The organism is Enterococcus sp. JNUCC 77 (assembly GCF_054819945.1).
Map to the genome: position 1 here is coordinate 1,059,890 of NZ_JBTHIG010000001.1, position 23,771 is coordinate 1,083,660.

The 23,771-nt window shown below is 34.7% G+C and carries 21 protein-coding genes; 18 read left to right on the forward strand and 3 right to left on the reverse strand.

Translation table 11 applies throughout. The features are described from left to right. The first annotated feature begins 11 nt into the window (after nucleotides 1–11). The 11 genes from dcuC (at nucleotide 12) to ACVWNY_RS05385 (ending at nucleotide 11,768) form a co-directional block, all read left to right on the forward strand. A complete protein-coding gene (gene dcuC / locus ACVWNY_RS05335) occupies nucleotides 12–1,418 on the forward strand; it encodes a C4-dicarboxylate transporter DcuC (protein ID WP_218324780.1) in 1,407 nt (468 codons plus the stop codon). 5 nt (nucleotides 1,419–1,423) lie between these two features. Next, a complete protein-coding gene (locus ACVWNY_RS05340) occupies nucleotides 1,424–1,903 on the forward strand; it encodes an N-acetyltransferase (RefSeq protein WP_454071800.1) in 480 nt (159 codons plus the stop codon). Between the two features lie 51 nt (nucleotides 1,904–1,954). Then, nucleotides 1,955–2,683, forward strand: a complete 729-nt coding sequence (locus ACVWNY_RS05345) for a winged helix-turn-helix domain-containing protein (protein ID WP_218324830.1) — start codon at nucleotides 1,955–1,957, stop codon at nucleotides 2,681–2,683. Between the two features lie 254 nt (nucleotides 2,684–2,937). Continuing rightward, nucleotides 2,938–4,128 carry a phosphoenolpyruvate hydrolase family protein gene (locus ACVWNY_RS05350; RefSeq protein ID WP_218324781.1) on the forward strand — a complete coding sequence of 397 codons (1,191 nt, stop codon included), beginning with the start codon at nucleotides 2,938–2,940 and terminating at the stop codon, nucleotides 4,126–4,128. Nucleotides 4,129–4,220: 92 nt separating this feature from the next. Next, on the forward strand, nucleotides 4,221–5,438 hold the full coding sequence (locus tag ACVWNY_RS05355; RefSeq protein WP_454071801.1) for a Tm-1-like ATP-binding domain-containing protein: 1,218 nt from the start codon (nucleotides 4,221–4,223) through the stop codon (nucleotides 5,436–5,438). A gap of 3 nt (nucleotides 5,439–5,441) precedes the next feature. Continuing rightward, on the forward strand, nucleotides 5,442–6,275 hold the full coding sequence (locus ACVWNY_RS05360; protein ID WP_454071802.1) for a phosphoenolpyruvate hydrolase family protein: 834 nt from the start codon (nucleotides 5,442–5,444) through the stop codon (nucleotides 6,273–6,275). Nucleotides 6,276–6,501: 226 nt separating this feature from the next. Beyond that, nucleotides 6,502–6,813 carry a PTS sugar transporter subunit IIB gene (locus ACVWNY_RS05365; protein WP_218324784.1) on the forward strand — a complete coding sequence of 104 codons (312 nt, stop codon included), beginning with the start codon at nucleotides 6,502–6,504 and terminating at the stop codon, nucleotides 6,811–6,813. Nucleotides 6,814–6,829: 16 nt separating this feature from the next. Further along, nucleotides 6,830–8,716 carry a BglG family transcription antiterminator gene (locus tag ACVWNY_RS05370; RefSeq protein WP_454071803.1) on the forward strand — a complete coding sequence of 629 codons (1,887 nt, stop codon included), beginning with the start codon at nucleotides 6,830–6,832 and terminating at the stop codon, nucleotides 8,714–8,716. A 16-nt stretch (nucleotides 8,717–8,732) separates the two neighbouring features. Continuing rightward, on the forward strand, nucleotides 8,733–9,068 hold the full coding sequence (locus tag ACVWNY_RS05375; RefSeq protein WP_218324786.1) for a PTS lactose/cellobiose transporter subunit IIA: 336 nt from the start codon (nucleotides 8,733–8,735) through the stop codon (nucleotides 9,066–9,068). 3 nt (nucleotides 9,069–9,071) lie between these two features. Further along, nucleotides 9,072–10,313: a PTS sugar transporter subunit IIC gene (locus ACVWNY_RS05380; RefSeq protein WP_218324787.1), complete on the forward strand. Its 1,242-nt coding sequence runs from the start codon at nucleotides 9,072–9,074 to the stop codon at nucleotides 10,311–10,313. Between the two features lie 3 nt (nucleotides 10,314–10,316). Further along, on the forward strand, nucleotides 10,317–11,768 hold the full coding sequence (locus ACVWNY_RS05385) for a glycoside hydrolase family 1 protein (protein ID WP_454071804.1): 1,452 nt from the start codon (nucleotides 10,317–10,319) through the stop codon (nucleotides 11,766–11,768). A gap of 466 nt (nucleotides 11,769–12,234) precedes the next feature. On the opposite strand, the gene ACVWNY_RS05390 is transcribed toward ACVWNY_RS05385, so the two are convergent. After that, nucleotides 12,235–13,086: an SDR family NAD(P)-dependent oxidoreductase gene (locus ACVWNY_RS05390; RefSeq protein ID WP_218324789.1), complete on the reverse strand. Its 852-nt coding sequence runs from the start codon at nucleotides 13,084–13,086 to the stop codon at nucleotides 12,235–12,237. A 12-nt stretch (nucleotides 13,087–13,098) separates the two neighbouring features. Next, nucleotides 13,099–15,036: an FAD-dependent oxidoreductase gene (locus tag ACVWNY_RS05395; RefSeq protein ID WP_454071805.1), complete on the reverse strand. Its 1,938-nt coding sequence runs from the start codon at nucleotides 15,034–15,036 to the stop codon at nucleotides 13,099–13,101. A gap of 139 nt (nucleotides 15,037–15,175) precedes the next feature. On the opposite strand from ACVWNY_RS05395, the gene ACVWNY_RS05400 reads away from it, so the two are divergent. Next, a complete protein-coding gene (locus tag ACVWNY_RS05400) occupies nucleotides 15,176–16,750 on the forward strand; it encodes a PucR family transcriptional regulator (protein WP_218324791.1) in 1,575 nt (524 codons plus the stop codon). Nucleotides 16,751–17,075: 325 nt separating this feature from the next. Here the strand turns inward: ACVWNY_RS05400 and ACVWNY_RS05405 are convergent, their stop codons facing one another. Next, the gene (locus ACVWNY_RS05405; protein ID WP_218324792.1) at nucleotides 17,076–17,825 is read right to left on the reverse strand and encodes a DeoR/GlpR family DNA-binding transcription regulator; all 750 of its coding nucleotides are present in this window, start codon (nucleotides 17,823–17,825) and stop codon (nucleotides 17,076–17,078) included. A gap of 149 nt (nucleotides 17,826–17,974) precedes the next feature. Here ACVWNY_RS05405 and ACVWNY_RS05410 point away from each other — a divergent pair, with 149 nt between their 5' ends. The 6 genes from ACVWNY_RS05410 to ACVWNY_RS05435 are packed head-to-tail and all read left to right on the forward strand — an operon-like array spanning nucleotide 17,975 to nucleotide 23,718. Beyond that, a complete protein-coding gene (locus ACVWNY_RS05410; RefSeq protein WP_454071806.1) occupies nucleotides 17,975–18,832 on the forward strand; it encodes a class II fructose-bisphosphate aldolase in 858 nt (285 codons plus the stop codon). A gap of 26 nt (nucleotides 18,833–18,858) precedes the next feature. Then, nucleotides 18,859–19,839, forward strand: coding sequence for a carbohydrate kinase family protein (locus ACVWNY_RS05415; protein ID WP_218324794.1), 981 nt, complete (start codon nucleotides 18,859–18,861; stop codon nucleotides 19,837–19,839). Further along, nucleotides 19,836–20,723 carry an aldose 1-epimerase family protein gene (locus ACVWNY_RS05420; RefSeq protein ID WP_454071807.1) on the forward strand — a complete coding sequence of 296 codons (888 nt, stop codon included), beginning with the start codon at nucleotides 19,836–19,838 and terminating at the stop codon, nucleotides 20,721–20,723. The genes ACVWNY_RS05415 and ACVWNY_RS05420 overlap by 4 nt, the downstream gene beginning before the upstream one ends. Nucleotides 20,724–20,735: 12 nt before the next feature. Then, complete coding sequence (locus ACVWNY_RS05425) at nucleotides 20,736–21,419, forward strand: D-lyxose/D-mannose family sugar isomerase (protein WP_218324796.1); 684 nt, start codon at nucleotides 20,736–20,738, stop codon at nucleotides 21,417–21,419. A 32-nt stretch (nucleotides 21,420–21,451) separates the two neighbouring features. Then, nucleotides 21,452–22,711, forward strand: coding sequence for a PTS fructose transporter subunit IIC (locus tag ACVWNY_RS05430; protein ID WP_454071808.1), 1,260 nt, complete (start codon nucleotides 21,452–21,454; stop codon nucleotides 22,709–22,711). A 20-nt stretch (nucleotides 22,712–22,731) separates the two neighbouring features. Continuing rightward, nucleotides 22,732–23,718, forward strand: a complete 987-nt coding sequence (locus ACVWNY_RS05435) for an aldo/keto reductase (RefSeq protein WP_218324798.1) — start codon at nucleotides 22,732–22,734, stop codon at nucleotides 23,716–23,718. The last annotated feature ends 53 nt before the right edge of the window (nucleotides 23,719–23,771 follow it).

Consider the following 23,771-nt stretch of genomic DNA (forward strand, 5'->3'; position numbering starts at 1 on the left):
GTTGAAATAGTATGAATGTTTTATTAACTTGTATTGTTGGTATATTAGCAGTTGGAATTCTTGTTTATATGTTATTGAAGAAAAATGATATTAAGATGACCCTATTATTTTTAGGTGTTGTTCTTATGTATATTGCACTTTTAATGGGCAGAAAACTTGAAGTAAGTGATCCTACAGGTGCATTATTACTCGATCCGTTCCAAGTAATTGTTGATCAATTTACAAATACATTGGTTGGACCTGGTTTTGTTATATTAATTTTAGGTGGATACAGTGCCTATATGAATCATATTGGTGCTAACAAAGTAACTGTACAAGCATTGACCAAACCAATCGCAAAAATTAAATCAATCTATATTTTGATTCCAATAGTTTTTTTAATTGGTAATTTGTTGTCTCTTGTTATTCCAAGTGCTTCTAATTTAGCTATTATATTGTTAGCAACACTTTATCCAGTTTTGCGTACAGCAGGTATGTCTCGCCTCAGCGCCGCGGCGATTATTGGAACTTCGGCTACTATTGTCCCAACACCTTTAGGTTCCGACAATGTGGCAATTGCCTCTTTGCTAAATGTAAACGTTACAGACTATGTTTTTAAAAGCCATGCACTCGTTTCAATTCCTACTTTACTAGCGATCGCTATTGTTCATTATTTTTGGCAGAAGCATGAGGATACTAAGCAGCATGAAACATTGAGTTATGAAGAGGAAATAGCTGAAAATGATGGAAGTGAAGCAAAGGTGGATACCGAAACTTCTTATTCAGGATTACAAGCATTTGTTTATGGTACATTACCTCTTCTTCCTATTATTTTATTGTTGATTGTCTTTGTTTTGAATATATTCCTTGGAACTACTTTAAATATCAGTGTTCAAGTTGTTAGTTTGATCAGTTTTATCATTGCCGTTTTAGTTGAATTTGCGACTCATCATTCGATTAGTTCTGTATTAAAAGAAACAAGTTACTTTTTTGACGGTATGGGAAGTGTCATGAGTATTGTCGCCTTATTAGTTTCTGCGCAGGTATTTGTTCAAGGACTTACTTCTATAGGGATTATCGAATTAGTTCAAAAAACGATGGAAAATATTAATGGTGCAGGTATTCTTCTTCCAGTTATTATGGTTGTTTTCACAGCAGTTATTGTATTATTAAGTGGAAGTGGGACAGCATTACTTTTTGCCATGATTCCTTTGATGATTCCGCTTTCTAAAGCTGCAGGCATAGATCCGATTGCTTTATCAATCCCTATGCAACTTTCTGGGAATTTACTAAGAGCTGTGTCACCAGTTGCAGCTGTTGTCCTAATTGTTGCTGGTACAACGAAACTATCTCCTATGCAAATCGTTCGTAGAACATCTGTGCCAATGATATTTGGGGTTGTCCTTTCACTAGTCTTATCGCTAATACTATTTCAATAGTTGGTATGAATTATCTTAAACGAATTGCTGTCTCTAGTGACTATTCAAATATTCTAAAATTAATCAATAACGGAAAAGAACAGATGAAATCTGCTGGAATTACTCAATGGAATGATTCCTATCCCAGTAAGGAAATTATTTGGCAAGACATCATTAAAAAGGAATTGAGACTTTATGGAGATCATTACGAGGCTAGTGTGACTGTTTCAAAACATGAGCGTACTATCTTTATTCAACGGTTAGTCGTTCATTCTCAGCATCAACGAAGTGGCATTGCGCGATTTATTCTGACCGATATTATTAGACAAGACAAGGTAAATTCCGAGGTTGATCAACTTAAAATAAGTACGAACCATTCGAATATTCCTGTTCAAAAACTTTTGACTAGTCTCAATTTTATTCCTTGCAGAAAATACCTCATACCTAATCGTGAACAATTTGGAGACTTTATTGAATTTATTTATCCGCTAAGAATTTTCAAATAAAGATTATGATACAATGTTATTATATTTATTTTACGAGGAATGAGGATGAAGATGCATCGTACACCAAAATATGTCCAAGTTTACAATCAAATTTTATTGATGATCAAACGGTCACAATTTGCACCTGGTTCAAAATTACCTTCAGAAGAAAAGCTGACAAACGATTTTAATGTTAGTCGAGTGACTTTGAGAACTGCTTTATCTCTTTTAAAAGAAGACGGTGTTATCAGCAGTATTCATGGTCAAGGTCATTTTGTTACTATGACAGAAACACAAAAAAATGATCAAGGAATTCGCGTGTTAAGATGTCCAATTTTAGATAGTTTGACAATTCCAATTGAAGAAATCACTCATAAAGATGCTTACTATTTTAAAAACCCCAGCAGTGTTTTTACAGATAAGCTATTTGGCGTCAAGGATATTTCTTACTTCACTTTAAATATTTGGTATAAAATCAATCAGTTGAATGTCGCAAACATTTTCTCGATTTTGTTGCCTGAAACAATTGAAAAATTTAATTTAGATTTGGAAGATGAAGAGCAAATTGTCCAATTTTTAGAAGAAGATATATATCGTGAAGTCGCTAACTCAAAATTAACAATTAGTATTTCTTCAAGAGAACCTGATAGTTTTAGACGTGAATTTTCTGAGGAAGATAAGTTAGTTCTAATGACTGAAAATCTCTATTCTATGAATGGGAAAGTTTTAGCACAAAATAAGTACTATATTTCTGATAATTTTTTCAGAACTTCATTAGTTCGTTATCAATCGAACCAGTAAAATAGGTACCTCATAAATGTGAGGCTTAGTTATAAGTTATCACCGATAAACATAATTATCCGTTTTAACAGCAGTTATGATCAACTTAATAAACAGTGAAATGAACGATTTAGATTTGATCGTTATTTCACTGTTTTTTTAATATATATAACATTTCTGTAAAAAGTAGTAACTAAAATAAAATGGATTTTTTCTTTAGAGAAAGCTAAAATTTACTATAAATTAAAAAAGATTTATTAAACTGAGAGGTAGAAATGAAAAAAGAGGTATTTTTACAAAAGTTGAAGCGTCAAATTTATGATGGTAAATATCTTTTAGGTATATCCACAGCAACAGGAATGAGTGCAATTAATGCAAAAGAGGGTGGGGCGGATATGATTCTTGCCCTAAACTCAGGAAAATTTAGGCAAATGGGTCGAAGTTCATTAGGTGGCTATCTTCCATTTGCCAATAGTAATGAACTGGTAAAGAATTTCTCGACAAGAGAGTTGCTACCAATACTTGCAGATTTTCCTGTTCTGTTTGGTGTAAATGCGACAGATCCATTGATGGATTCAAAAGAGTTAATTAAGTATATTGGCGAAAGTAATTTTACCGGTATAGTCAATTATCCGACAATTAGTTTGATTGATGGACAATTTAAAGAAGCTTTGGATGAACAGGGTATTTCCTTTTCTCAAGAAGTAGAATTTATTGCTGAAGCAAAGAAGAATGGATTGTTTACCATGGGGTTTATCACAAACACTGAGGAAGTGAGACTGATGGATCAAGCAAAACCTGATATCATTTGTATTCATTTAGGACTTACTGAAGGTGGAAGTTTGGGTGCTAAAAAGATGCGCTCTTTTGAAAATATGTTATCGACAATTCAAGAAATAACAGCGTTACTAAAGAGTAGGAATTCAGCGAGCATTATTATGGTATACGGAGGACCTATTAATGATTTAATAGAGGCTAGGTATATTTATAATCAATTTCCAGAAATAAAAGGATATATTGGTGGATCAACATTTGAAAGAATTAATTCTGAACAAATTTTATCTTCACAAATCAAATCTTTTAAAGATGCGACACATACTCAGCATGACAATTTAACGATTCAAATTTTAGAAGGCATAGAGAAATACTATGATTATGTAGATTTTATAAAAAAGTATATCAGTGAGAATTATTCTACGCCAATTTATATCAGTGAACTGGCTGAATTTACTAACTTATCACCCAGCTATCTGAGTGACTTATTTAAGAAGAAAACGGGGATCAGTTTTACAGAATATCTAATTAAGTTTCGACTGAATAAATCAATTGAATTAATGAATTCTACTGATTTAAAATTGGTGGAAATAGCAGATTTAGTTGGCTATCCAGATTACGCCCAATTCAACAAAATATTCAAAAAGTATATGAAGAAACCACCAAAAGAATACAAAAAATCTAATATATAAACTATTTTCCAATATAATAAAACGTTTTCAACCGATACTTGAAATCATATACTTACCTTGTAAGCAGGAAATTAAAAAGGAGGTATAAATAATTGAAAACGGTAGCTTTAGTCGGTACATTCGATTCGAAAGGAACAGAGTATCAATACATTAAACAACTTTTAGAAAAACTTGACTTAAATGTCTTTACTATTCACACAGGTGTTTTCGAATCCTCATTTGTACCAGACATTGATGTCTCTGAGATCGCTGAACAAGTTGGTGAAGATATCGCTCAGATTCGTCAACGAAATGATAGGGCATATGCAACGGAAATTTTAGCTAAAGGTTTGGAGGTTTTATTACCTAAGTTGTATGAAGAAAATTTATTTGAGGGTGTCCTTTCTTTTGGTGGAACGGGTGGCACTTCTTTAGTAGCTCCCGGTATGCGTCAATTACCAATTGGATTACCAAAATTAATTGTTTCAACAGTTGCTTCAGGGGATACTAGTGTTTATGTTGGTACAAGTGATATTATCATGATGCCATCGATCGTTGATGTTTCAGGTTTAAATAAAATTTCTAAAAGGATTTTTGGAAACGCGGTCTCCGCAATGGCAGGATTGTTAAACTACCGATTTGAAACAGAAGAGGATGAACGTCCTTTAATTGCAACAACAATGTTTGGCGTCACTACTCCGGCAGTAAATTATGCGAGAGGGTATCTTGAAAAAAATGGATATGAAGTTTTAGTATTTCATGCTACAGGCGTTGGTGGTCGAACAATGGAATCGTTAATTTCAGATGGCTATTTTAAAGGAGTTCTCGATCTTACGACTACAGAGTGGGCAGATCAACTTGTTGGCGGGATTCTAAATGCTGGAGAAAAAAGACTTGAAGCAGCAGCCTCAGCCAAAGTTCCTCAAGTAGTTTCACTTGGTGCAATGGACATGGTTAACTTTGGTCCATTTGATACTGTGCCAGAGAAATTTAAAGAAAGATTGTTTTATAAGCATAATCCTACGGTTACTTTGATGAGAACAACAGTGGAGGAAAATAAAAAACTAGGACAAATAATTGCAGAAAAATTAAATTTAGTTCAAATAGAAACTGTCTTAACCATCCCTAAAAATGGTTTTTCAGGTATTGATGTTGTAGACGGTCCTTTTTATTATCCAGAAGCAGACCTTGCGTTGATTGATGCATTAAAGAAACATTTAAATAATGAAAAAGTAAAATTGATTGAATTAGACTATGCTATAAACGATCAAGCTTTTGCGGAATTTTCAGCACAGCAGTTGATTAATCTGATTGATAAGAAAGGAAATTAAATTATGAATACTCAAACAAGAAAAGACATTATTAGTTCTTTTAAAGAAAAAGTTAAAACTGGTGATATTTTGGTTGGTGTCGGTGCAGGAACAGGAATCACCGCTAAAAGTAGTGAAGCTGGCGGGGCAGATATGCTAATTATTTATAATTCGGGACGCTATCGAATGGCTGGAAGAGGATCACTAGCAGGACTTCTTTCTTATGGAGACGCAAATCAAATCGTTGTAGAAATGGGACAAGAAGTTTTGCCCGTGGTTAAAGAAACACCTGTTTTAGCTGGAGTTTGTGGAACTGATCCGTTTCGCGTAATGGACGTTTACTTAAAACAATTGAAAGAACAAGGATTTAATGGGGTACAAAATTTTCCAACAGTCGGATTGATTGATGGTGTTTTTAGACAGAACCTTGAAGAAACTGGAATGGGATATGGCTTAGAAGTTGAAATGATCAAAAAAGCTCACGAATTGGATATGCTAACTACGCCATATGTATTTGATCCAGAACAAGCTAGAAAAATGGCGGAAGCGGGAGCTGACATCTTAGTTGCTCACATGGGATTAACTACTAAAGGAACTATTGGAGCAAAAACAGCACTAACTTTAGATGATTGTGTTAAAAAAATCGAAGCAATTATCCAGGCAGGAAGAGAAGTTAATCCTGAAATTATGGTAATTTGTCATGGAGGGCCGATTGCTGAACCGGAAGATGCCAAGTATGTAATTGAAAAAACAGAGGGAATTGATGGATTCTTCGGTGCTTCGAGCATTGAACGTTTTGCAGCAGAAAAAGGTATACGAGAACAAACAGCGGCTTTTAAAGATATAAAAAATAAATAATTGATAAAAAAACTAGATTGATCATGATGATTAATCTAGTTTTTTTGTTTTTAAAAGTAATCAGGCGAGCTTTGATGGCAATGTTTATTTTAGAAACATATGATTTCGCAAATACTTTAAATTATTGAACATCAGAAAAATTTCCTACCCTTAGGAAAAATATCAAAATGAAAGTAAAAAAATTTGACTGTACAATGAAATTATAAAAGAAGAGGAGGAATTCAAAATGACAACGAAAGTACTATTAATATGTGGAACAGGTGCTTCATCTGGTTTTATGGCAGCAAATGCAAGAAAAGCAGCAAAGAAAGAGGGATTAGATTTTGAAATCAAAGCCAAAAGCGAGTCAGAAATTACTGATTACTTAAATGAAATTGATATTTTATTGGTCGCACCCCATTTAAAGTACATGTTGAATGAAGTTAAAGAAGAAGCGGAAGCTGCAGGAGTCAAAAGTGCGATTATCCCACAAAAAGTTTATGGAGCACTAGATGGAAAAGGTTTAATAGAAGAGGTAAAGCAATTAAAAGAAGAATAAATATTAGGTGATGTCATTGGATAAAGAATTAGCACTACTTAGATATCTGAAACGTAATACAGGAGTTCGTATTACTTCTAGAAAATTAGCAGAATACTTGGATGTATCCACTAGAACAATTAGAAATTATATCAAAAGAATAAATGAGAATGAGCCAAACCTAATTATTTCAGATTCAAACGGGTACAGAATTAATCTGGAGAAAAACTATAAAGATATTGATAGTAATAATATCGAAAGCCAACGTAAAATCTATATTCTGCGACGATTAATTAAAAATGTTCATCGTGGTTTAGATTTATATGATTTGGCGGATAGTTTATATATATCTGAGTCAACATTGAAGTCAACCATCAATTCTATCAATAAAGACATTAAACAATGGAATGTCACAATAAAAAGTCGAGATTTTAAAATATATATTGACGGCAATCAATATGCAATTCGACACTTACTCCTAAATATTCTAAATCAGTCATCAGTTGAAAATTTTAGCCTTTCTCATGAAATTCAAGAAATACTTGGACCGAATATTAAGTTAGATGATTTATACAAAATATGTTTGAAATACCTTGGGGCTGAGATAAGTAATACCTTTTTCTTAAAAAATCTCGTTTTCCATCTTTCAATTGCCTTAGATAGAGCAACCACAGAACTTTTAGCTCCTCAAAATTTTTCAAATGACATTGTTGAAGAAATTATCAAAGAAATTCAAGATAACTATTCGTTGTATTTTATTAAAGAAGATTTAGACGAGTTTGATGAGCTTTTCGAGCAAATTTATCATCGGAAATTTGATGTTTCTAAAGGGAAAAGTGAGAAACATATCAATAAAATTAGCATTATGCTAAAAGAACTTGAAAATGTATATGGTATAAGTTTTGAAAATGAAGACTTTAAAAATCGGCTCTTGATTCATATCAACAGTCTCTATCAGCGTGCGAAAAAAAATATTTTCTCCAGAAATTTAAGCTTTGAGAAGATTAAGGTCAAATATCCAATTTTATTTGATATCGCAGTATATTTAGCTTCACTTCTTGAAAAAAATTTAAATATTGAAGTTAACGATGATGAGATCGCTTTTCTAGCCTTACATATAGGTGCTTTTTTAGAAAGTGAACCAGCATCATCAAACTTACGATTGAAAACAGCGATTGTTACGCCAGGATATTTAGATGAAGGCACACAAATTGCAAATCAAATTAAGCGTGAATTTTCAAATGATTTATTGGTTACTGATGTCCTAGATGTAGATATTTTTGATCAAGTGACGGATTCTTTTGATTTAATTATTACGAACTTCCCAATGACTGATCTTTGGCAGCTAAAGAACAGTACCACCAAACAAGTAACCGTTCATGATAGCATTTTACCGGTAGAAAAGAATGAACTATGGGAAGCGATTCGTGAAATAAAAAGTGACTACTATAGCGAAGAAATAACTGTTTTGCTGAATAAAACTTTAAAAAAGAGCAATTTTTTAACTAATTACAGTGGCAAAACATATAAAGAGGCATTAAAAGATATTTCTGATCATTTATTCAAAAGTGGCTCAGTGGATAAAAAATATTTTGAGCAGCTGATTGAACGGGAACAGGCTTCTTTTACAAGCTTTCCTAGTGGAATCGCGATTCCTCATACTTTAAGAATGGAAGCAAAAAAAACTGATGTAGCTATTATGATTCCAAAGGAAGAAATTCAGTGGGGAGATAATAAAGTAAAGCTTATTGTTGGCATTTCAATTAATAAAGAAGATAGACAGATATTTAATAAAGTTTTTCAGCGTTTTGTAGAGATAATCTCAGCAGAGGAAAATGTTACAAAATTGAGTAAACAGATGGATTTGAATGAATTTTTGAACTTATTAATTCAATTAATGAGCGAGGACAACTATTACGAATAAGTAAGGAGGCATAATAATGGAATTAGGTATTAGTAGAGATGAGCTCAATATTATCTCTATGAATGTTATTTTGCATGCTGGAAATGCCCGTGACTTAAATATGTCTGTTTTGGACATGTTAGCGGAAAATGACAAAAATTATATAGCAATCGAAGAGAAAATTAATAGTGCAAAGAAAGAATTAAATGAAGCTCATAAGTTTCAGACAGATATGATTCAGTTAGAAGCTAATGATAAGGAAGTTCCTTTTTCTGTCCTTTTAATTCATGCGCAAGATACTTTGATGACTATTACAAGCGAAGTTTTGATGACTGAAAAAATGGTGAAAATTTTTAAGAATAAGGAGGACTAAATTATGGATAATTTGACAAACTGGATGACGGACAAATTTGCACCAAAAGTAAATAAAATTGTAAAAAATCCTTGGATTGCATCTATCCAAGAATCAATTTTGACTGGTATGCCTATGATTTTCATCGGATCATTTGTTACAGTATTGTCTCTTGTGAGGGACATTTGGCCAGCTTTTCCAGATTTTTCATTGCTGAGTACGTTTAGTTTTGGGTTGTTTTCTCTTTTTATGTCATATTTGCTTCCAGAAGCGATTATGAATAATAAGGGTTATAAATCAGCTGCAAAGCCCGCAGGTTTAGCAGGTATTGCTTTTTTCTTAATGCTCGTTTATCCAACAATTGATGACGGAAAAGGGATAATTACTCTAACTACTGCAGAATTAGGTACTGGTGGTATGTTGGTGGCGTTGGTAGCAGGACTATTTGTCGGCTTAGTTATGACAATTGCATCAAAATATCAACTTATCGGAGAAGACTCTGCTTTGCCAGATTTTGTTGCCGCATGGTTTAATACAATACTTCCAATTACCTTAATTTTATTGGTAGGCTGGATCTTTACTTTCCAAATGCATTTCAATATGAGTGCTGCAATAATGACAGCTTTACAGCCGTTAGTAAATATTGGTGGAAGTTTTGGTGGCTTCGTCTTAATTGTTTTTCTTGGTTATTCATTTCTATACTCATTTGGGATTTCCTCGTGGATTATCTATCCGGTGGAAATTGCAATTGCTTTACCAGCTATCGCAGAGAATGCCCGAAACGCCGCTAATGGTTTACCAGCAACAAATATTTTTACTGAAGAAGTAGTGGGTATGTTTGTTATCGGTGGGGGTGGTGCTACATTGGCACTTTGTATAATGATGACGTTTATGGCTAAATCATCTCGAATGAAAATAGTTGGTCGGGCGGCGATAATTCCTTCGATTTTTAATATTAACGAACCAGTTGTATTTGGTGCACCCATAGCATTTAATCCAACTTTGATGATTCCAATGTGGATTATGGGTTTATTAGGTCCTATCTCAGCTTGGATAGTCATGAGGATTGGGCTTGTACCAATTCCAGAACACGTTTTTGATCTTTGGTATTTACCAGCACCAATATTTGCGTATATTTCAACTAATTCGATTAATGGATTAATTTATACAGTCGCATTATTTGTTATCTCATGGTTTGTTTATTTACCATTTTTTAAAGTATATGATAAACAAGCAATTCTTGAAGAAGCTGCTGAGGAGGCTTAAGTTATGACAGATTTATTAGAATTAATTACACCAGTAAAAAAATTCCCTGAAAACTTTCTTTGGGGAGGCGCCGTTGCTGCAAATCAATTAGAAGGTGCTTGGGATATAGATGGAAAAGGTCCTTCTCAAGCTGATATTATGGAATTACCAAAAGAGTATAGCCGAAAAGGCTCTTTTGGTGAGAATGTCACTCGTGAAGAAATTGAGCGTGCGCTTTCTGATAAGACAGGAAATTATCCTCGAAGAAGAGGTATCGATTTTTACCACACTTACTCTGATGATTTGGAATTAATGGCTGAGATGGGATTCACTTGTTTTCGAACATCTTTTAGTTGGGTCCGCATTTTTCCTCAAGGGGATGAGGAAATGCCTAATGAAAAAGGCTTAGAGTTTTACGATCGTTTAATAGATAAAATGTTGGAATTAGGAATTGAACCAGTGATGTCGCTTTCTCACTATGAAATGCCTATCAATTTAATACTAAAATACGGTGGTTGGAGTAATTCAAAACTCATTGACTTCTTTGTTAAATTCTCAAAAATTTTGATGGAGCGATATAAAGATAAAGTGAAATATTGGATTGTCTTTAATCAAGTTAACGATGTTTATGGATGGGGAGAATTCCCAGGACTTGGTATTTTAAAGGAGCATGGAGAAAAACAAAAAGATGCCGTTTTCCAAGGCGTTCATAATCAATTTGTAGCTAATGCTAAGGTTGTTGAAATGGCGCGCCAGATCAATCCAGAGATGCAAATTGGCATGATGCTTGGATTAAGTCCGCTGTACCCTGAAACAGATAGTCCGGATGATGTTATGGCAGCCTATAAACTCTGGGGAAAAAATGCGTTATTCTTTTCTGATGTTTTGGTAAATGGTGAGTATCCTGGATATATGATTAGGTATTTTGATGAACAAAGCATTGAAATTAACGCTACCGAAGAAGATCTTAAACTAATTAAGAATAACACGGTTGATTACATTGCATTTAGTTATTACGATACAAAAATTGTTAGCGCTGAAAACCCAGATAAAATTAAACCAAATCCAAAATTAGATGCAAATATTTGGGACTGGGCAATCGACCCATTAGGCTTTCAATTCAGTTTTGATTTTCTTTGGGAGAGATATCATAAACCATTGTTTGTAGCAGAAAATGGGATGGGTTCAATCGATGAAGTTGTCAATGGTAAAATTCATGATGAATATAGAATTGACTATCTTAGCGCTCATGTAAAGGCAATGAAAGAAGCAATCAAGGATGGTGTAGACATTATTGGCTACGCTTCATGGGGACCAATAGACATCATTAGTTATTCACAAGCTGAAATGAGTAAACGCTATGGCTACATCTATGTTGATCTTGATGATGAGGGAAATGGGTCCGGAAAACGGATAAAGAAAGATAGCTTTTACTGGTATAAAAATGTTATTAGCAGTAATGGCGAAGAGATTTAGTCGGTTGATCTTAAGATAATTAGAAAATAGTTTATCCCTATCTAAATTCATTCAATATGGATTTAAATAGGGTTGCTTTGTGTATTGCAAATAAATTTATAACTTTCCTAAAAATGCTTCTCAAAAATATACGGCAGATACTTTGTAGATTGATTTGGAAGAATAAAATATGAATAATCAATCATTTAGAAATTCATTATCCTGTTTTTGCTTGTCTATATTTATAAAGATAGTCCGGAATTATTAAAAAATATGGTTTCGAATAATGGGGGACATTTCCTAAGATTTTTAAAATGTGTGGGAAAATGGATCATTTGTGTTTTGGTAAAGATATTTTGGAATGAAAAGATGCCACTAGTAATTTAGGTCATCAAAAGACTTTACTTTATATACAGGAATCACCCGAAAAAATCAAAATACTTCTTGACCTCTTCGGGTGATAGCTTTAAATTATGCGATTAGATTTTTAACCAAATCTTGTAATATCAGGATTTTTACCAGATAACATATCCTGAATTCTTCCCCCAATGAGTGCATTGTAAATTGGATGGGTTAGAATGTAGAATTGCTCTTCTTCGATTGCTTGGAAAATAAGCATTCCTACTGAATCAATTGGTGTACCAGTTTCAATAAATTGATTAATTGATTCTATTGCAACTTTATATGATTCACTTGAATAGTAAGGGTCATCATTAATTTTGAATCTTTCGGGTCGCCGTTCTTGCGAATGATGTAATGTTGTTTGGACAAACCCAGGGCAATACACAGAAATGCCTATATTAGCTTGTGCTAGTTGTAAATCAATTTGAGCTGTTTCGCTAGTTAGAACAGCAGCATGCTTGGTGGCATTATATGGTCCGGTATTGGGATAAGCAATTGTTCCAGCAACTGAAGCGACATTTACAATATGACAAGGGGTTCCTTGTTTCAACATAATTGGAATAACTTCATGCATGCCATAAATTTGCGACATTAGATTGATATCGACTGTCCATCGCCAATCTTGAGTGGGGAGCTCCCAAATTCGTCCACTCATACAAATGCCAGCATTGTTAATCAGTAAATCAATGGTTCCAAAAGTGTCAATAGCTATTTTCACCATCTCTTGAACGTTTTCCTCTAAAGAAACATCATAAGTCAACGCGATACCTTCAGCACCCATTTTTTTACAAGATGTTAAGGTTTTTTCTGCCGATCCAGGTTCAATATCAACTAAAACTAACTTCATTTCACGCCTAGCGGCTTCTTTTGCAAATTCAGCACCAAATCCATTTCCAGCTCCCGTGATGACAGCAGTTCTTCCTTTAAAATCCTTCATGGTTTGTCCTCCTTAATTAAACACGACTGCTTTATTGAAACCGTCGTGGATTGCTTCAGCAATACGACCTGCTTGTGCATTGTCACCAATAATTCTTACATTGTTACAGATTGCTTTGAAAGTTTCAGCAATCTCAATATTTGGTGTAACGCCCAATGCAAGCACGACATTGTCTGCTTCTATCACTGCAGATTTTCCAGCAAGCAAATTGAAAACAATTGTTTTATTTTGATCAATAGCTTCTAAACGAGTATTAGTCAAAAATTGCACGTTGTGTTGATTTAAGCGATTCATAATTCCTTCCAAAATCATATAATGAACAGATGAGCCAATTGATGGTAACATTTCAACCATTGTCACATCATGTCCTTTATTTGCCAAGACTTCGGCCGTTTCTAAACCAGTCATTCCAGAACCAATCACAGTAACATTTTTTCCTAATTCTGGTTGGGAAGTTAAGTAATTTTCTGCACTGATTACATGATCACTATCAATTCCCGGAAGAGGAGGTAGGATTGGTTTTGCTCCACTTGCAACAAAAATACCAACTGGTTTAATTGCTTCAATTGCTTCAATTGTTGCTTCAGTGCCTAATTTAACCTTTACATCGAGCCGACTTAATTCTTCAGACATGGTCTCAACTAGCCAGGTCAGTTTTTCTTTATAAGGTGGTTTGTCAGCGATATTTAGAGCACCACCCAATTGGTTTTCTTTTTCAAATAGAGTGACGGTGAACTGTCGCTTAGCTAGAGTAATTGCTGCTTGCATGCCAGCTGGACCACCACCAATTACCACGACGTCTTGTTTATTACCATCTTCATTCAATTGTGCAAAAGTTTTTTCAGCTCCACATCTAGGGTTAACAGCACATTTTGTTTTTCTACCAGTTTCTAGTTCAGCAAAGCAGTAAAGACAACCGATACATTTACGAATACCGAGTTCATCACCTTTTTTAGCTTTACTAGCCCATTCAGAATCAGCTAGTTGCGCTCGTCCGACACCAATGAAATCACAAACATCTTCCTCCAAAAGACTTTCAGCAAAACTTGGTTCTTTAATATTATTAACGGCAATTACAGGCACATGAACATGTTCCTTAATAGTTTTAGCTAAATCTTTTTTCCAACCTTGTGCGTAATCATTTGGTTCAATAATTGTGGGGCTTGATTCATAGGTACCACTGCTGACATTGATCACATCTGCACCATAGCTTTCTAGTAGTAGTGCAATTTTGACAGTGTCTTCTATGCGATTTCCCCCCTCAATATAGTCATCTCCACTAATTCTGACACTCACTGGAAAGTCGGGGCCACACATAAATTTAGTATATGTCAAAATATCCCCTAAAATGCGTACACGATTTTGAAAGCTGCCACCGTATTTATCAGTACGTTTATTAGTGTGAGGACTTAAGAAACCGTTCAATAAGTATCCATGAGCAGCATGAATTTCAACACCATCGATACCAGCAGTTTTTGCTAAGACTGCACCGGTTACAAAAACTGTCACTAAATCATCGCATTCTTGCGTGGTTAATTCCCGAGGCATTTCTTGTGTTTTACCGCAAGGAATAGCACTTGGCGCAACTGGTTGATTTCCTCCTTGAAGCATGCTGTTTGATTCTCGTCCAGGGTGGTGGAGTTGGAGGAAAATTTTTGAATCATATTTATGAACGGCATCTGCCAACCGCTCTAATTGGGGGACACATTGCGCATCGATTGCTTGTAGTTGATTAAAAAGTCCTCGTCCATGCTCATTATTCACTCGTGTAATTTCAGTAATGATTAATCCACAACCATTTTTAGCTCGTTCTTCGTAATAGGCAATCATATCGTCGGAAGCTTCTCCGGCAGCAGTTGCATATGCTGTACCCATAGCGGGCATTACAATACGATTTTTTAAAGATAACTTTCCAATAAATCCTGGTGTAAAAATTTTTGGATACTTCATAAATTCACGACCTCCAGTACAATTTTTTTTTACATGTTTATTGTATGTGATAGCGCTTACTATATTGAAGGTATAGATTATCCGAAATAGTTTGACTTGTTTGTGCAAAAAGTACTAAACTAAAATTGAGGTGATAATAATGAATTTCACAGAAATAATTGCAACATTGCAACAATTTGGTAGCATTAGGAAAATTCAAGATAGTCACAGTCAAACTTTGAAACACTTATCATTTGTGAATGAGGATACAATCTATGATCAAGAAACTTTGTATTTCATGAATAGTCCTCAAAAGAAAACAGAGACACTGCCACCTTATTGTATTTTAGGAGAACAAGATATTTATCAACATTTCTCAGCAGTTAAAGCCAATGGTTTAGCAATAGTCGAGGCAAAAAGCCTACAAGTATTTTTTAATCATGCAAAACGTATCATGCAGGCTGAAACAAAAAAAATTGAGACTGACAATTGGTTGCCAGTAATTAATAATATGAAAGATTTAAATGAAATCGCTAACACGACGGCGACAATATTCAATAATTCAGTAATATTTATGGATATCAATCATCGAGTACTAGCTCATTCGACGGTTTATCCAATAAGTGATGTTGTTTGGTCAGATATTATAAATAAGGGCTACTTGTCTTACCAATATATTTTAGATGCTGAATCCCCTGATTTTCTGTTGGCGCCAGATAGTGGAGAGCCGGTTACTTTAACTTGTTGGGCGTCACCTTTAAGAAAGTTGTGTAGTAAAATTGTTTCTTCAGAAACCAATGATTGGCTTGGGTATATTGTAATGATTGAAGAAGAAAGTCAAATATCAAGTTTTCATCTTGATTGGATGCCAATTATTAGTCGCGCAGCTAGTAAAATTTTAGTACAAGATCCATTAATTATCTCTATGAAAAAATCAATCCACAGTAAAATTCTATATGAGTTAATTATCGGTGCAAAAGTTCAAGATCTTACCAATACTCTGAAGCAAATAAATTTTCTTGATAATAATGAACGTTGTGTAGCGATGATCGCAGCGGAAAAACCAATCGATCAACAGGTTTTTTTTCTAAAAATACCGCAACTTCTAAATAAAATCCTACCTAAAAGTTATTTTACTTATCATGAAAATCGAATTATTGCCATGATTGAATTGAGCGATACTATAGAATACTTTGATAGTGAAAAACTTGATGAATTGAATCGACTAATAAATAAATATCAACTCAGAATTGGAATCAGTACAAATTTTACTCAAATTTCTGAATTTAGACGACATGTTGAACAGGCAAAGAGAGCAATTACTTTGGCTAAAATATTTGAAGATGAACAAATTGCAACATATGAAAAGTATAGTTTTTATGATTTGTTGAGACGAGTGACCTTGAGCTCCGAGGATAATTTAAGGGACTTTTGCCATCCAGCCGTGCAAAAGTTACGAGAATACGATTATTTCCATCAAACAACGTTTAGCCTTACTTTAAAGACTTATTTAGATCAAGCAGGAAGTTTGAAAATGACAGCAGCAAAATTATTTATTCATCGAAACACTTTATTGTACCGAATGGATCGAATTAAAGAATTATTAGCTATTGATTTAGAAGACCCGAATTTACGATTCCACTTGATGGTTTCTTACAAAATTGAAAAATTTTCTCAAATCATTTCTCAAGAAGAGTGTTGTTTTGAAGATAGTAAAAATAGTATATCTATTTAAAAGGAAGCTTTAAGTCTCCGTCAGAACGGAACTTAAAGCTTCCTTAGTTTTATTATTGAATAAGTGAGGATGATTGGATTCTCAATCCTTAATAAAGCATCAATATTTATTATGCAAAAAAATGCAAATGGAGATGAGCTAGAATAGATTCAAAATTTGATGATGAATCGTTCAATCAGTTTGGCACAAAAATAACTGAAGAAGCACCTTGCTGAAATTTAAAAAAATAATCAAGGCCTTTGGTGTAAAGGAGTCGAAGCATATTTATTGCAAAACTATCAAAACAAACAAAAAACCAAACTGTCAATAATGATAGTTTGGTTTTTTAGTAGAATAAATCTAATTGAATTTTTTCTAATACTTCGGTAAAATGTGTATCTGGTTTTTCATCGCTAATTAGATAATCCAAATTACTCAACTGTAAACTATTAAAAGTGTAAAACTTATTAAACTTACTAGAGTCGATAATTCCTATTAATTCGTTAGTATTTTCGCGAATTCTTTGCTTTAATAAAGCTTCAGTTTCTTCATTTTCAGATAAACCTTGATCAGCAGAAATTGCCCCACTGGAAATAAAAGCCACATCAAAATTTATTCCACTGAGTTGTTTAAAAGTTTCTAACCCATTTGTTACGCCATTTTTTACGTAACCACCTAACATATAGACATCATTTTTGGTTCTTTTTTCTAATAAGCTAGCAGTTTCTAAGTTGGTGGTAAAGATTCTTAGATTTTCAAAAGTACCCAGATGCTTTGCTAAATAAAGAGCAGTTGTACTGGCATCTAGAAAAATCGTGTTGTAATCTTCAATAAAATCTACCGCAATTTTGCCAATTTGACGCTTACGGTCTTTATTCGTGCGCACTTTAAATTCAAAAGGGGATTCCTTTAGTTTATCTTTGATAAAACTGACGGAGCCCTTTTCTTGTTTCACCAGATTTATTTTTTCCATGTAACGAATGTCACGGCGAACAGTACTTTCACTATAATTGACAGCGCGAGCCAAGGCGAGAATAGTCATTTTTTTCTTTTTTCTTAAAACAGCTAAGATTAATTCTTGACGATCAGTATTCATAATCAGGCTCCTTTTTATTTTCAACAGTATAACATAAGTTTTCTGTCAATTTTTTTGACAATTTTTCATGTTATTTGACAACTATTGATACCGTTTTCTAAGCTTGGTAAAGTTGGTTTATCAAATCAATGTTATTGGAGGAGTTAGTTATGGTATTAGCAAATTTGAAGGATGTTTTAACGAAAGCCAATGAAGAAAAATATGCAGTGGGTGCTTTTAATGCGACAGATTTAAATACAGCAAGAGGTATTGTAGCGGCAGCTGAAGAATTACATTCACCAGTGATTTTACAATTTGCTGAAGTGCATGATGAATATATTAGCATTGAAACTGTGGCAAATATGTATTTGCATTTGGCTAAACAATCCAGTGTACCAGTGGTGGTTCATTTAGATCACGGCGTTAATTTTGAAACAATCATGAAAGCCGTGAAATTAGGTTTCTCTTCTGTTATGGTAGATACTTCAACCTTACCTTTAAAAGAAAACATCGCCAAGGTTCAGGAAGTTGTCAAAATCGCCCATTGTTTAGGGTTAACTGTTGAAGGCGAACTTGGTGTGATGAATGCTGAGGATGGCAGCGGTCGTTTAGATTATAACGAGATGACTGACAGCTTTACGAATCCAGACGAAGCAAAGATTTTCGTTGAGGAAACTCAAGTAGATGCTTTAGCGATTGCTTTTGGAACTGTCCATGGTCTTTACCGTGGGAAACCAAATCTTAACTTTGATCGAATTAAAGAGATTAAAGAACAAGTGGGTATTCCTTTAGTGATGCACGGCGGCTCAGGTTTATCAGATGAAGAATATCGGCAATCAATCGCCAACGGGATTAACAAAATTAATTATTATTCAACGATGGCCTACGATGTTACCAATAAATTACGGACTTTCTTACAAGAAAACGAAGAAGCCTATTTGACCGACATCGATGTCCAGGTTCAAAACTTTGTAAAAGAAAATATTATGGAAAAAATCGAAGTTTTTGGTTCAGCAGGCAAAGCTTAAACCAAAAATAATTTGGAGGAGCGCATATGAAGAACGGAATCACTGTTGCTGGAAATATTATCGTAGATGAAATTTTTGAAATTGACAATTATCCCAACGAAGGAGAGTTGGCAACGATTAATTCATTACAAGGAAAATCGACGGGCGGAGCTCTGTGTAATGTGATTGTGGATTTGGCTAGACTAGATCCAGGACTTCCACTACAAGCGATTGGAAAGATTGGCAATGATGTTAACGGTCAATTCGTGCAAGAAACTTTTGCAAAATACGCAAACATTAATCAAGCCGAAGTTGGTATGGAAGATGTCACCGGTTATACCTTTGTGATGAGTAATCAAGGCCATAAAGAGAGAACGTTTTTTACTTACGAAGGTGCCAATCGCGAACTAAAAGCGGATTCATTTAATTTTGAAAAAATTGATAGCAAAATTTTCCATATTGGTTATTTAGCGATGCTGTCTGGTTTAGATCAATTGAATGAAACTTATGGTACAGAACTAGCAAAAGTTTTGAGTCAAGCACAAGAAAATGGGATTAAAACTTCAGTAGATGTCGTGAGCAGTTTTCCTGAGAATTATCCTGTCTTATTTAAAGCGGCTATGAAATATACCAACTACTGTACCATCAATGAATTGGAAGCAGAGCAAGCTACTGGTATTCAATTAAAAGATGAGAATGGCAAATTAATTGAAGAAAAGTGTCAAGCAGTCCTTCAGACAATTAAAGAAATGGGCGTCAAAGACTGGGTAGTTATTCATTCACCAGAAAAAGTCTTTGGCCTAAATGAAGACAATCAGTTTTTCAGTGTTGAAGTAGATATATTACCACCAGAAAAAATTGCTGACAAAATCGGAGCTGGTGATGCCTTTTGTGCCGGTGTTTTATACAGTGCCCATAACGATCAAACTTTAGCAGAGGCAATGTCTTTTGGTAATCAAATAGCAGCATTGTCTTTACAAGCAAAAGGCGCATCCGCTGGAATTCGGCCAATTTATCAAAAGGGGTGAGAGCAATCAATTTCACAATAAAAAATCAATATTTAACTGCTGAAATTGATACAAAGGGTGGGCTTTTGCGCTCTTTAAAAAATCAGGCAGGCGTCGAGTGTATCTGGCAAAGAGATCCCAACTTTTGGGAAGAAAATGATGTGAATATCTTCCCTTATATTGCACGGTTAACTAACGAAACCTTTGTTTATCAAAACAAAGACTATCATTTACCCATTCATGGATTTTTATGGACGAGTGAGTTAGAGGTGGTGACTCAGACGGATGAATGTTTGATTTTATCATTGAAAATTACTCAAGAAACAAAAAAACAATTTCCTTTTGATTTTGAACTGAAAATTTACCGCAGATTAGTAGGAGAAAGTCTGGAAACGACTTATGAAGTCAACAACTTATCCCAAGAAACAATGTATTTTGGGATTGGTGGCCATCCAGCTTTCAATGTGCCTTTGCAACCAGGTTTAACTTTTGAAGATTATTATGTGCAATTTGAACAGTCGACAATACCAGAAAAAGTGGCTATGACCGTTGATGGTTTTGTCGAGGAAGGTGACGAACTTTTTCAAGAGTTAGACCACCAACATAAATTAGTGCTACACCATCAACTTTTTGATCAAGATGCAGTTGTTTTAAAAAATACGGGCAATAAAGTGCAGTTAAAAACCGATAAAGATTCTGTGGGCTTGGAAATTGAATTTGGCGACTTTGATTATTTAGGTCTGTGGCATATGCCAAAATTGAAAGCGCCTTATTTATGTGTTGAGCCTTGGTCTTCTTTGCCATCAAGAAAAAATATTATCGAAAACATTGCCGAACAAGAAAATCTTATTTCATTACCGACCAATAGTAGCTATCAAAGTACTTGGAAAATTAAACTTTTATAGGAGGAATTTAGTATGAAAAGATCAGAAATCAATCAAATTATCGAAGAGGGTATCCAGTTTTTTGATGAGCAAAATTACAAATTACCACCTTTTGCCTTTTGGACAATGGAAGATTGGCAACAGAAAGGTCCAGAATACGATGAAATTAAAGACAACCAAATGGGATGGGATATTACTGACGTTGGCAGTGGTGATTATGAAAAAGAAGGATTGTTTTTATTTACTGTTCGAAACGGGAATTTAGAAGACGAACGCTATGACAAAGATTATGCTGAAAAAATTATGATTGTTAAAGAAAATCAAGTAACTCCTCACCATTTCCACTGGAATAAGATGGAAGACATTATCAACCGTGGAGGCGGAAACTTAATGATTCAACTCTATAATGCAACCGCAGATGAAGCATTGGCGGATACACCAGTGACCGTTTATAGCGATGGCAGAACCTACCAAGTTCCAGCTGGCACTACGGTTCGTTTAACTCCTGGAGAAAGTATCACCTTAAAACCGTATCAGTATCATTCATTCTGGGGTGAAGATGGTCAAGGCCAAGTTTTAGTGGGAGAAGTTTCAAAAACGAATGACGATGCAACTGATAACCGTTTCTTAAAAACAGTTGGTCGGTTCCCAGAAATTGAGGAAAATGAACCAGTGAAATATTTATTAGTAGGCGATTATAAAAAATTCTTGAAATAAAACTGAATCCTAAAAGGAAGTGAGTTTATTTGGTGAAATTAGCTGTAATTTTTGAAAATAATGTAAATAATCAAGAAGCAATTGAAGAAGCCTTAATGACTGAAGTTAAGAGAATGTCGATGTCAGTTGAATTTTTTGAGGATCCGTCCGTTTCGCTAAGTGATTTTATTGCTAACGAAAAACTGCAACAGGTGGACACAATTTTAGTCGTTGGCCAGCAAAAACAAAAGAAAAGCGAACTTTTGGGAAAAGCGATTTTACATGTGACGGCAACTGAAATTTTAACACAACCCGACAAAGTTATCGCTAAATTTTTAACGGAAGAAACCTTAGCTAACCAGGAAGAATCTCAGCAAAAACTAAATGGTCGATTATTTTATGATGCCATCATGAACGGCGTTTCTTATATGATTCCTTTCATCGTAACAGGTGGTCTATTGATTGCAGTTTCTCTTTCCTTAGGTGGAACCGCTACGGCAAATGGTTTCGTTTTTGAGGAAGGTTCAATTTGGAATGAAATATTTAAAATTGGTAGTGCCTCGATGAGTTTGATGGTTCCGATTTTAGCTTCTTATATCGGTCATTTTATTGGTGGAAATGCGGCGTTAGCTCCTGGATTTGTCGGTGGATTTATTGCAGTTGATGGTAGTTTTTATGGTTCTGAAAACAATACCGGTTTTATTGGCGGCATCATTGCAGGGTTATTGGCAGGCTTATTGGTTCGTTTACTATCGCGGATAAAAATTCCTGAAATTATTGCGCCGGTTATGCCAGTAATTTTTATTCCATTAATTGCGACGTTGATAGTGGGATTAGTTTTTATTTACATCGTGGGCGTGCCCGTCTCATCATTTTTTGAAAGTTTAACCAATTGGTTACAGTCTCTACAAGGAAATAGTAAGTTACTGCTGGCAGCCATTATCGGATTGATGATTTCAGTTGATGTTGGTGGACCCTTTAATAAGACGGCATTTTTATTTGCCTCAGGTTTAATTGCAGAAGGCAACTATGAAATTATGGGTGTGGCTGCTGTTGCGATTTCGATTCCACCCCTTAGTACTGGTTTAGCGTCGATTCTTTTTGCTAAAAAGTTTGATAGTAAAGAACAAAACGCCGGCAAAGCTACTTTTATCATGGGATTATTTGGGATTACTGAAGGAGCAATTCCTTTTGTTACCAGCGATCCACTCCATGTGATTCCTAGTGTTGTGATTGGTTCGGTCACTGGTTCAGTGATTGCCATGTTAGGCGGGGTTGAAAATGAAATTGGAAATAAAACAATCGCATCATAAAAAATCAAGTGGGTGAAAAAATGAGATATAAAAATATTGAAAAACTAGATGTAGAGATTTCAGAATTAGCTGTCGGTACTTGGGCAATCGGTGGACAAATGTGGGGCGAAGTAAATGACCAAGCCTCAGTAGCAGCCATTCGTGAAATGATCGATCAAGGCGTTAACTTGATTGATACAGCGCCAATTTATGCAGACGGCCATTCAGAAGTTGTAGTAGGACAAGCCTTAAAAGATGGTTATCGTGAAAAAGTTTTAGTTGCGACAAAATTTGGGGTTAGTTATGCGCCAGATGGTAGTGTAATTAATAATAATACCTATGAAAATGTATTGGCAGAGTGCCAACAATCTTTGGAACGCTTGGGCACAGATATGATTGATATTTATATCATTCACTGGCCAGATCCGAATACGCCAATTGCGGAAACCATGCGAGCTTTAAATGATTTGAAAGCAGCCGGTAAAATTCGTTTCAGTGGTGTGTCTAATTTTGATCAAGCCGGAATTGAAGCAGCACAAGAATTTGGTAGTATAGATTTTGTTCAATTGCCATTTAGCATGGTAAAAGAAGATGACAAATCACTCTTGATATGGTGTGAAGAACAAGGAATCGGCACAATGACATATGGTTCCTTAGGTTCGGGTATTTTAACAGGGGCAATTCGTCAGAAACCTGATTGGTCACCAGACGATGTACGCCTGACTTTCTATGATTACTATCATGAACCAAAATTTTCAAAAATTATGAAACTATTGGATTACTTAGATGAGTTAGCTGAAAAATATCAAAAACCGTTAGCGCAAATTGCTTTAAACTGGAGCACTACACAACACTTTGTTTCAACAGCCATTACCGGTGTTCGGAACACTGAAGAAGCTAAAGAAAATACAAATACTTTTGACTGGAATTTAAGTGAAGACGATTTAGCGAATATCAATGGGGTACTTGCTGATTTAGAAATTTCCGATGGTAAGTCATTGAGTGCTGCTGAAAGAAAAACTAAATAATTTAAAGAATACGTGACATAAAAAGATGTCACGTATTTTCTTTAAGAGAAAAT

What these genes read in the sequence shown, in the direction of transcription:
- ACVWNY_RS05345 (WP_218324830.1), top strand. Translation starts at nt 1,955, where the DNA reads ATGCATCGTACACCAAAATATGTCCAAGTTTACAATCAAATTTTATTG.
- ACVWNY_RS05375 (WP_218324786.1), top strand. Translation starts at nt 8,733, where the DNA reads ATGGAATTAGGTATTAGTAGAGATGAGCTCAATATTATCTCTATGAAT.
- ACVWNY_RS05380 (WP_218324787.1), top strand. Translation starts at nt 9,072, where the DNA reads ATGGATAATTTGACAAACTGGATGACGGACAAATTTGCACCAAAAGTA.
- ACVWNY_RS05395 (WP_454071805.1), bottom strand. Translation starts at nt 15,036, where the DNA reads ATGAAGTATCCAAAAATTTTTACACCAGGATTTATTGGAAAGTTATCT.
- ACVWNY_RS05405 (WP_218324792.1), bottom strand. Translation starts at nt 17,825, where the DNA reads ATGAATACTGATCGTCAAGAATTAATCTTAGCTGTTTTAAGAAAAAAG.
- ACVWNY_RS05340 (WP_454071800.1), top strand. Translation starts at nt 1,424, where the DNA reads ATGAATTATCTTAAACGAATTGCTGTCTCTAGTGACTATTCAAATATT.
- ACVWNY_RS05350 (WP_218324781.1), top strand. Translation starts at nt 2,938, where the DNA reads ATGAAAAAAGAGGTATTTTTACAAAAGTTGAAGCGTCAAATTTATGAT.
- ACVWNY_RS05415 (WP_218324794.1), top strand. Translation starts at nt 18,859, where the DNA reads ATGAAGAACGGAATCACTGTTGCTGGAAATATTATCGTAGATGAAATT.
- ACVWNY_RS05400 (WP_218324791.1), top strand. Translation starts at nt 15,176, where the DNA reads ATGAATTTCACAGAAATAATTGCAACATTGCAACAATTTGGTAGCATT.
- ACVWNY_RS05410 (WP_454071806.1), top strand. Translation starts at nt 17,975, where the DNA reads ATGGTATTAGCAAATTTGAAGGATGTTTTAACGAAAGCCAATGAAGAA.
- ACVWNY_RS05435 (WP_218324798.1), top strand. Translation starts at nt 22,732, where the DNA reads ATGAGATATAAAAATATTGAAAAACTAGATGTAGAGATTTCAGAATTA.
- dcuC (WP_218324780.1), top strand. Translation starts at nt 12, where the DNA reads ATGAATGTTTTATTAACTTGTATTGTTGGTATATTAGCAGTTGGAATT.
- ACVWNY_RS05360 (WP_454071802.1), top strand. Translation starts at nt 5,442, where the DNA reads ATGAATACTCAAACAAGAAAAGACATTATTAGTTCTTTTAAAGAAAAA.
- ACVWNY_RS05385 (WP_454071804.1), top strand. Translation starts at nt 10,317, where the DNA reads ATGACAGATTTATTAGAATTAATTACACCAGTAAAAAAATTCCCTGAA.
- ACVWNY_RS05390 (WP_218324789.1), bottom strand. Translation starts at nt 13,086, where the DNA reads ATGAAGGATTTTAAAGGAAGAACTGCTGTCATCACGGGAGCTGGAAAT.
- ACVWNY_RS05365 (WP_218324784.1), top strand. Translation starts at nt 6,502, where the DNA reads ATGACAACGAAAGTACTATTAATATGTGGAACAGGTGCTTCATCTGGT.
- ACVWNY_RS05425 (WP_218324796.1), top strand. Translation starts at nt 20,736, where the DNA reads ATGAAAAGATCAGAAATCAATCAAATTATCGAAGAGGGTATCCAGTTT.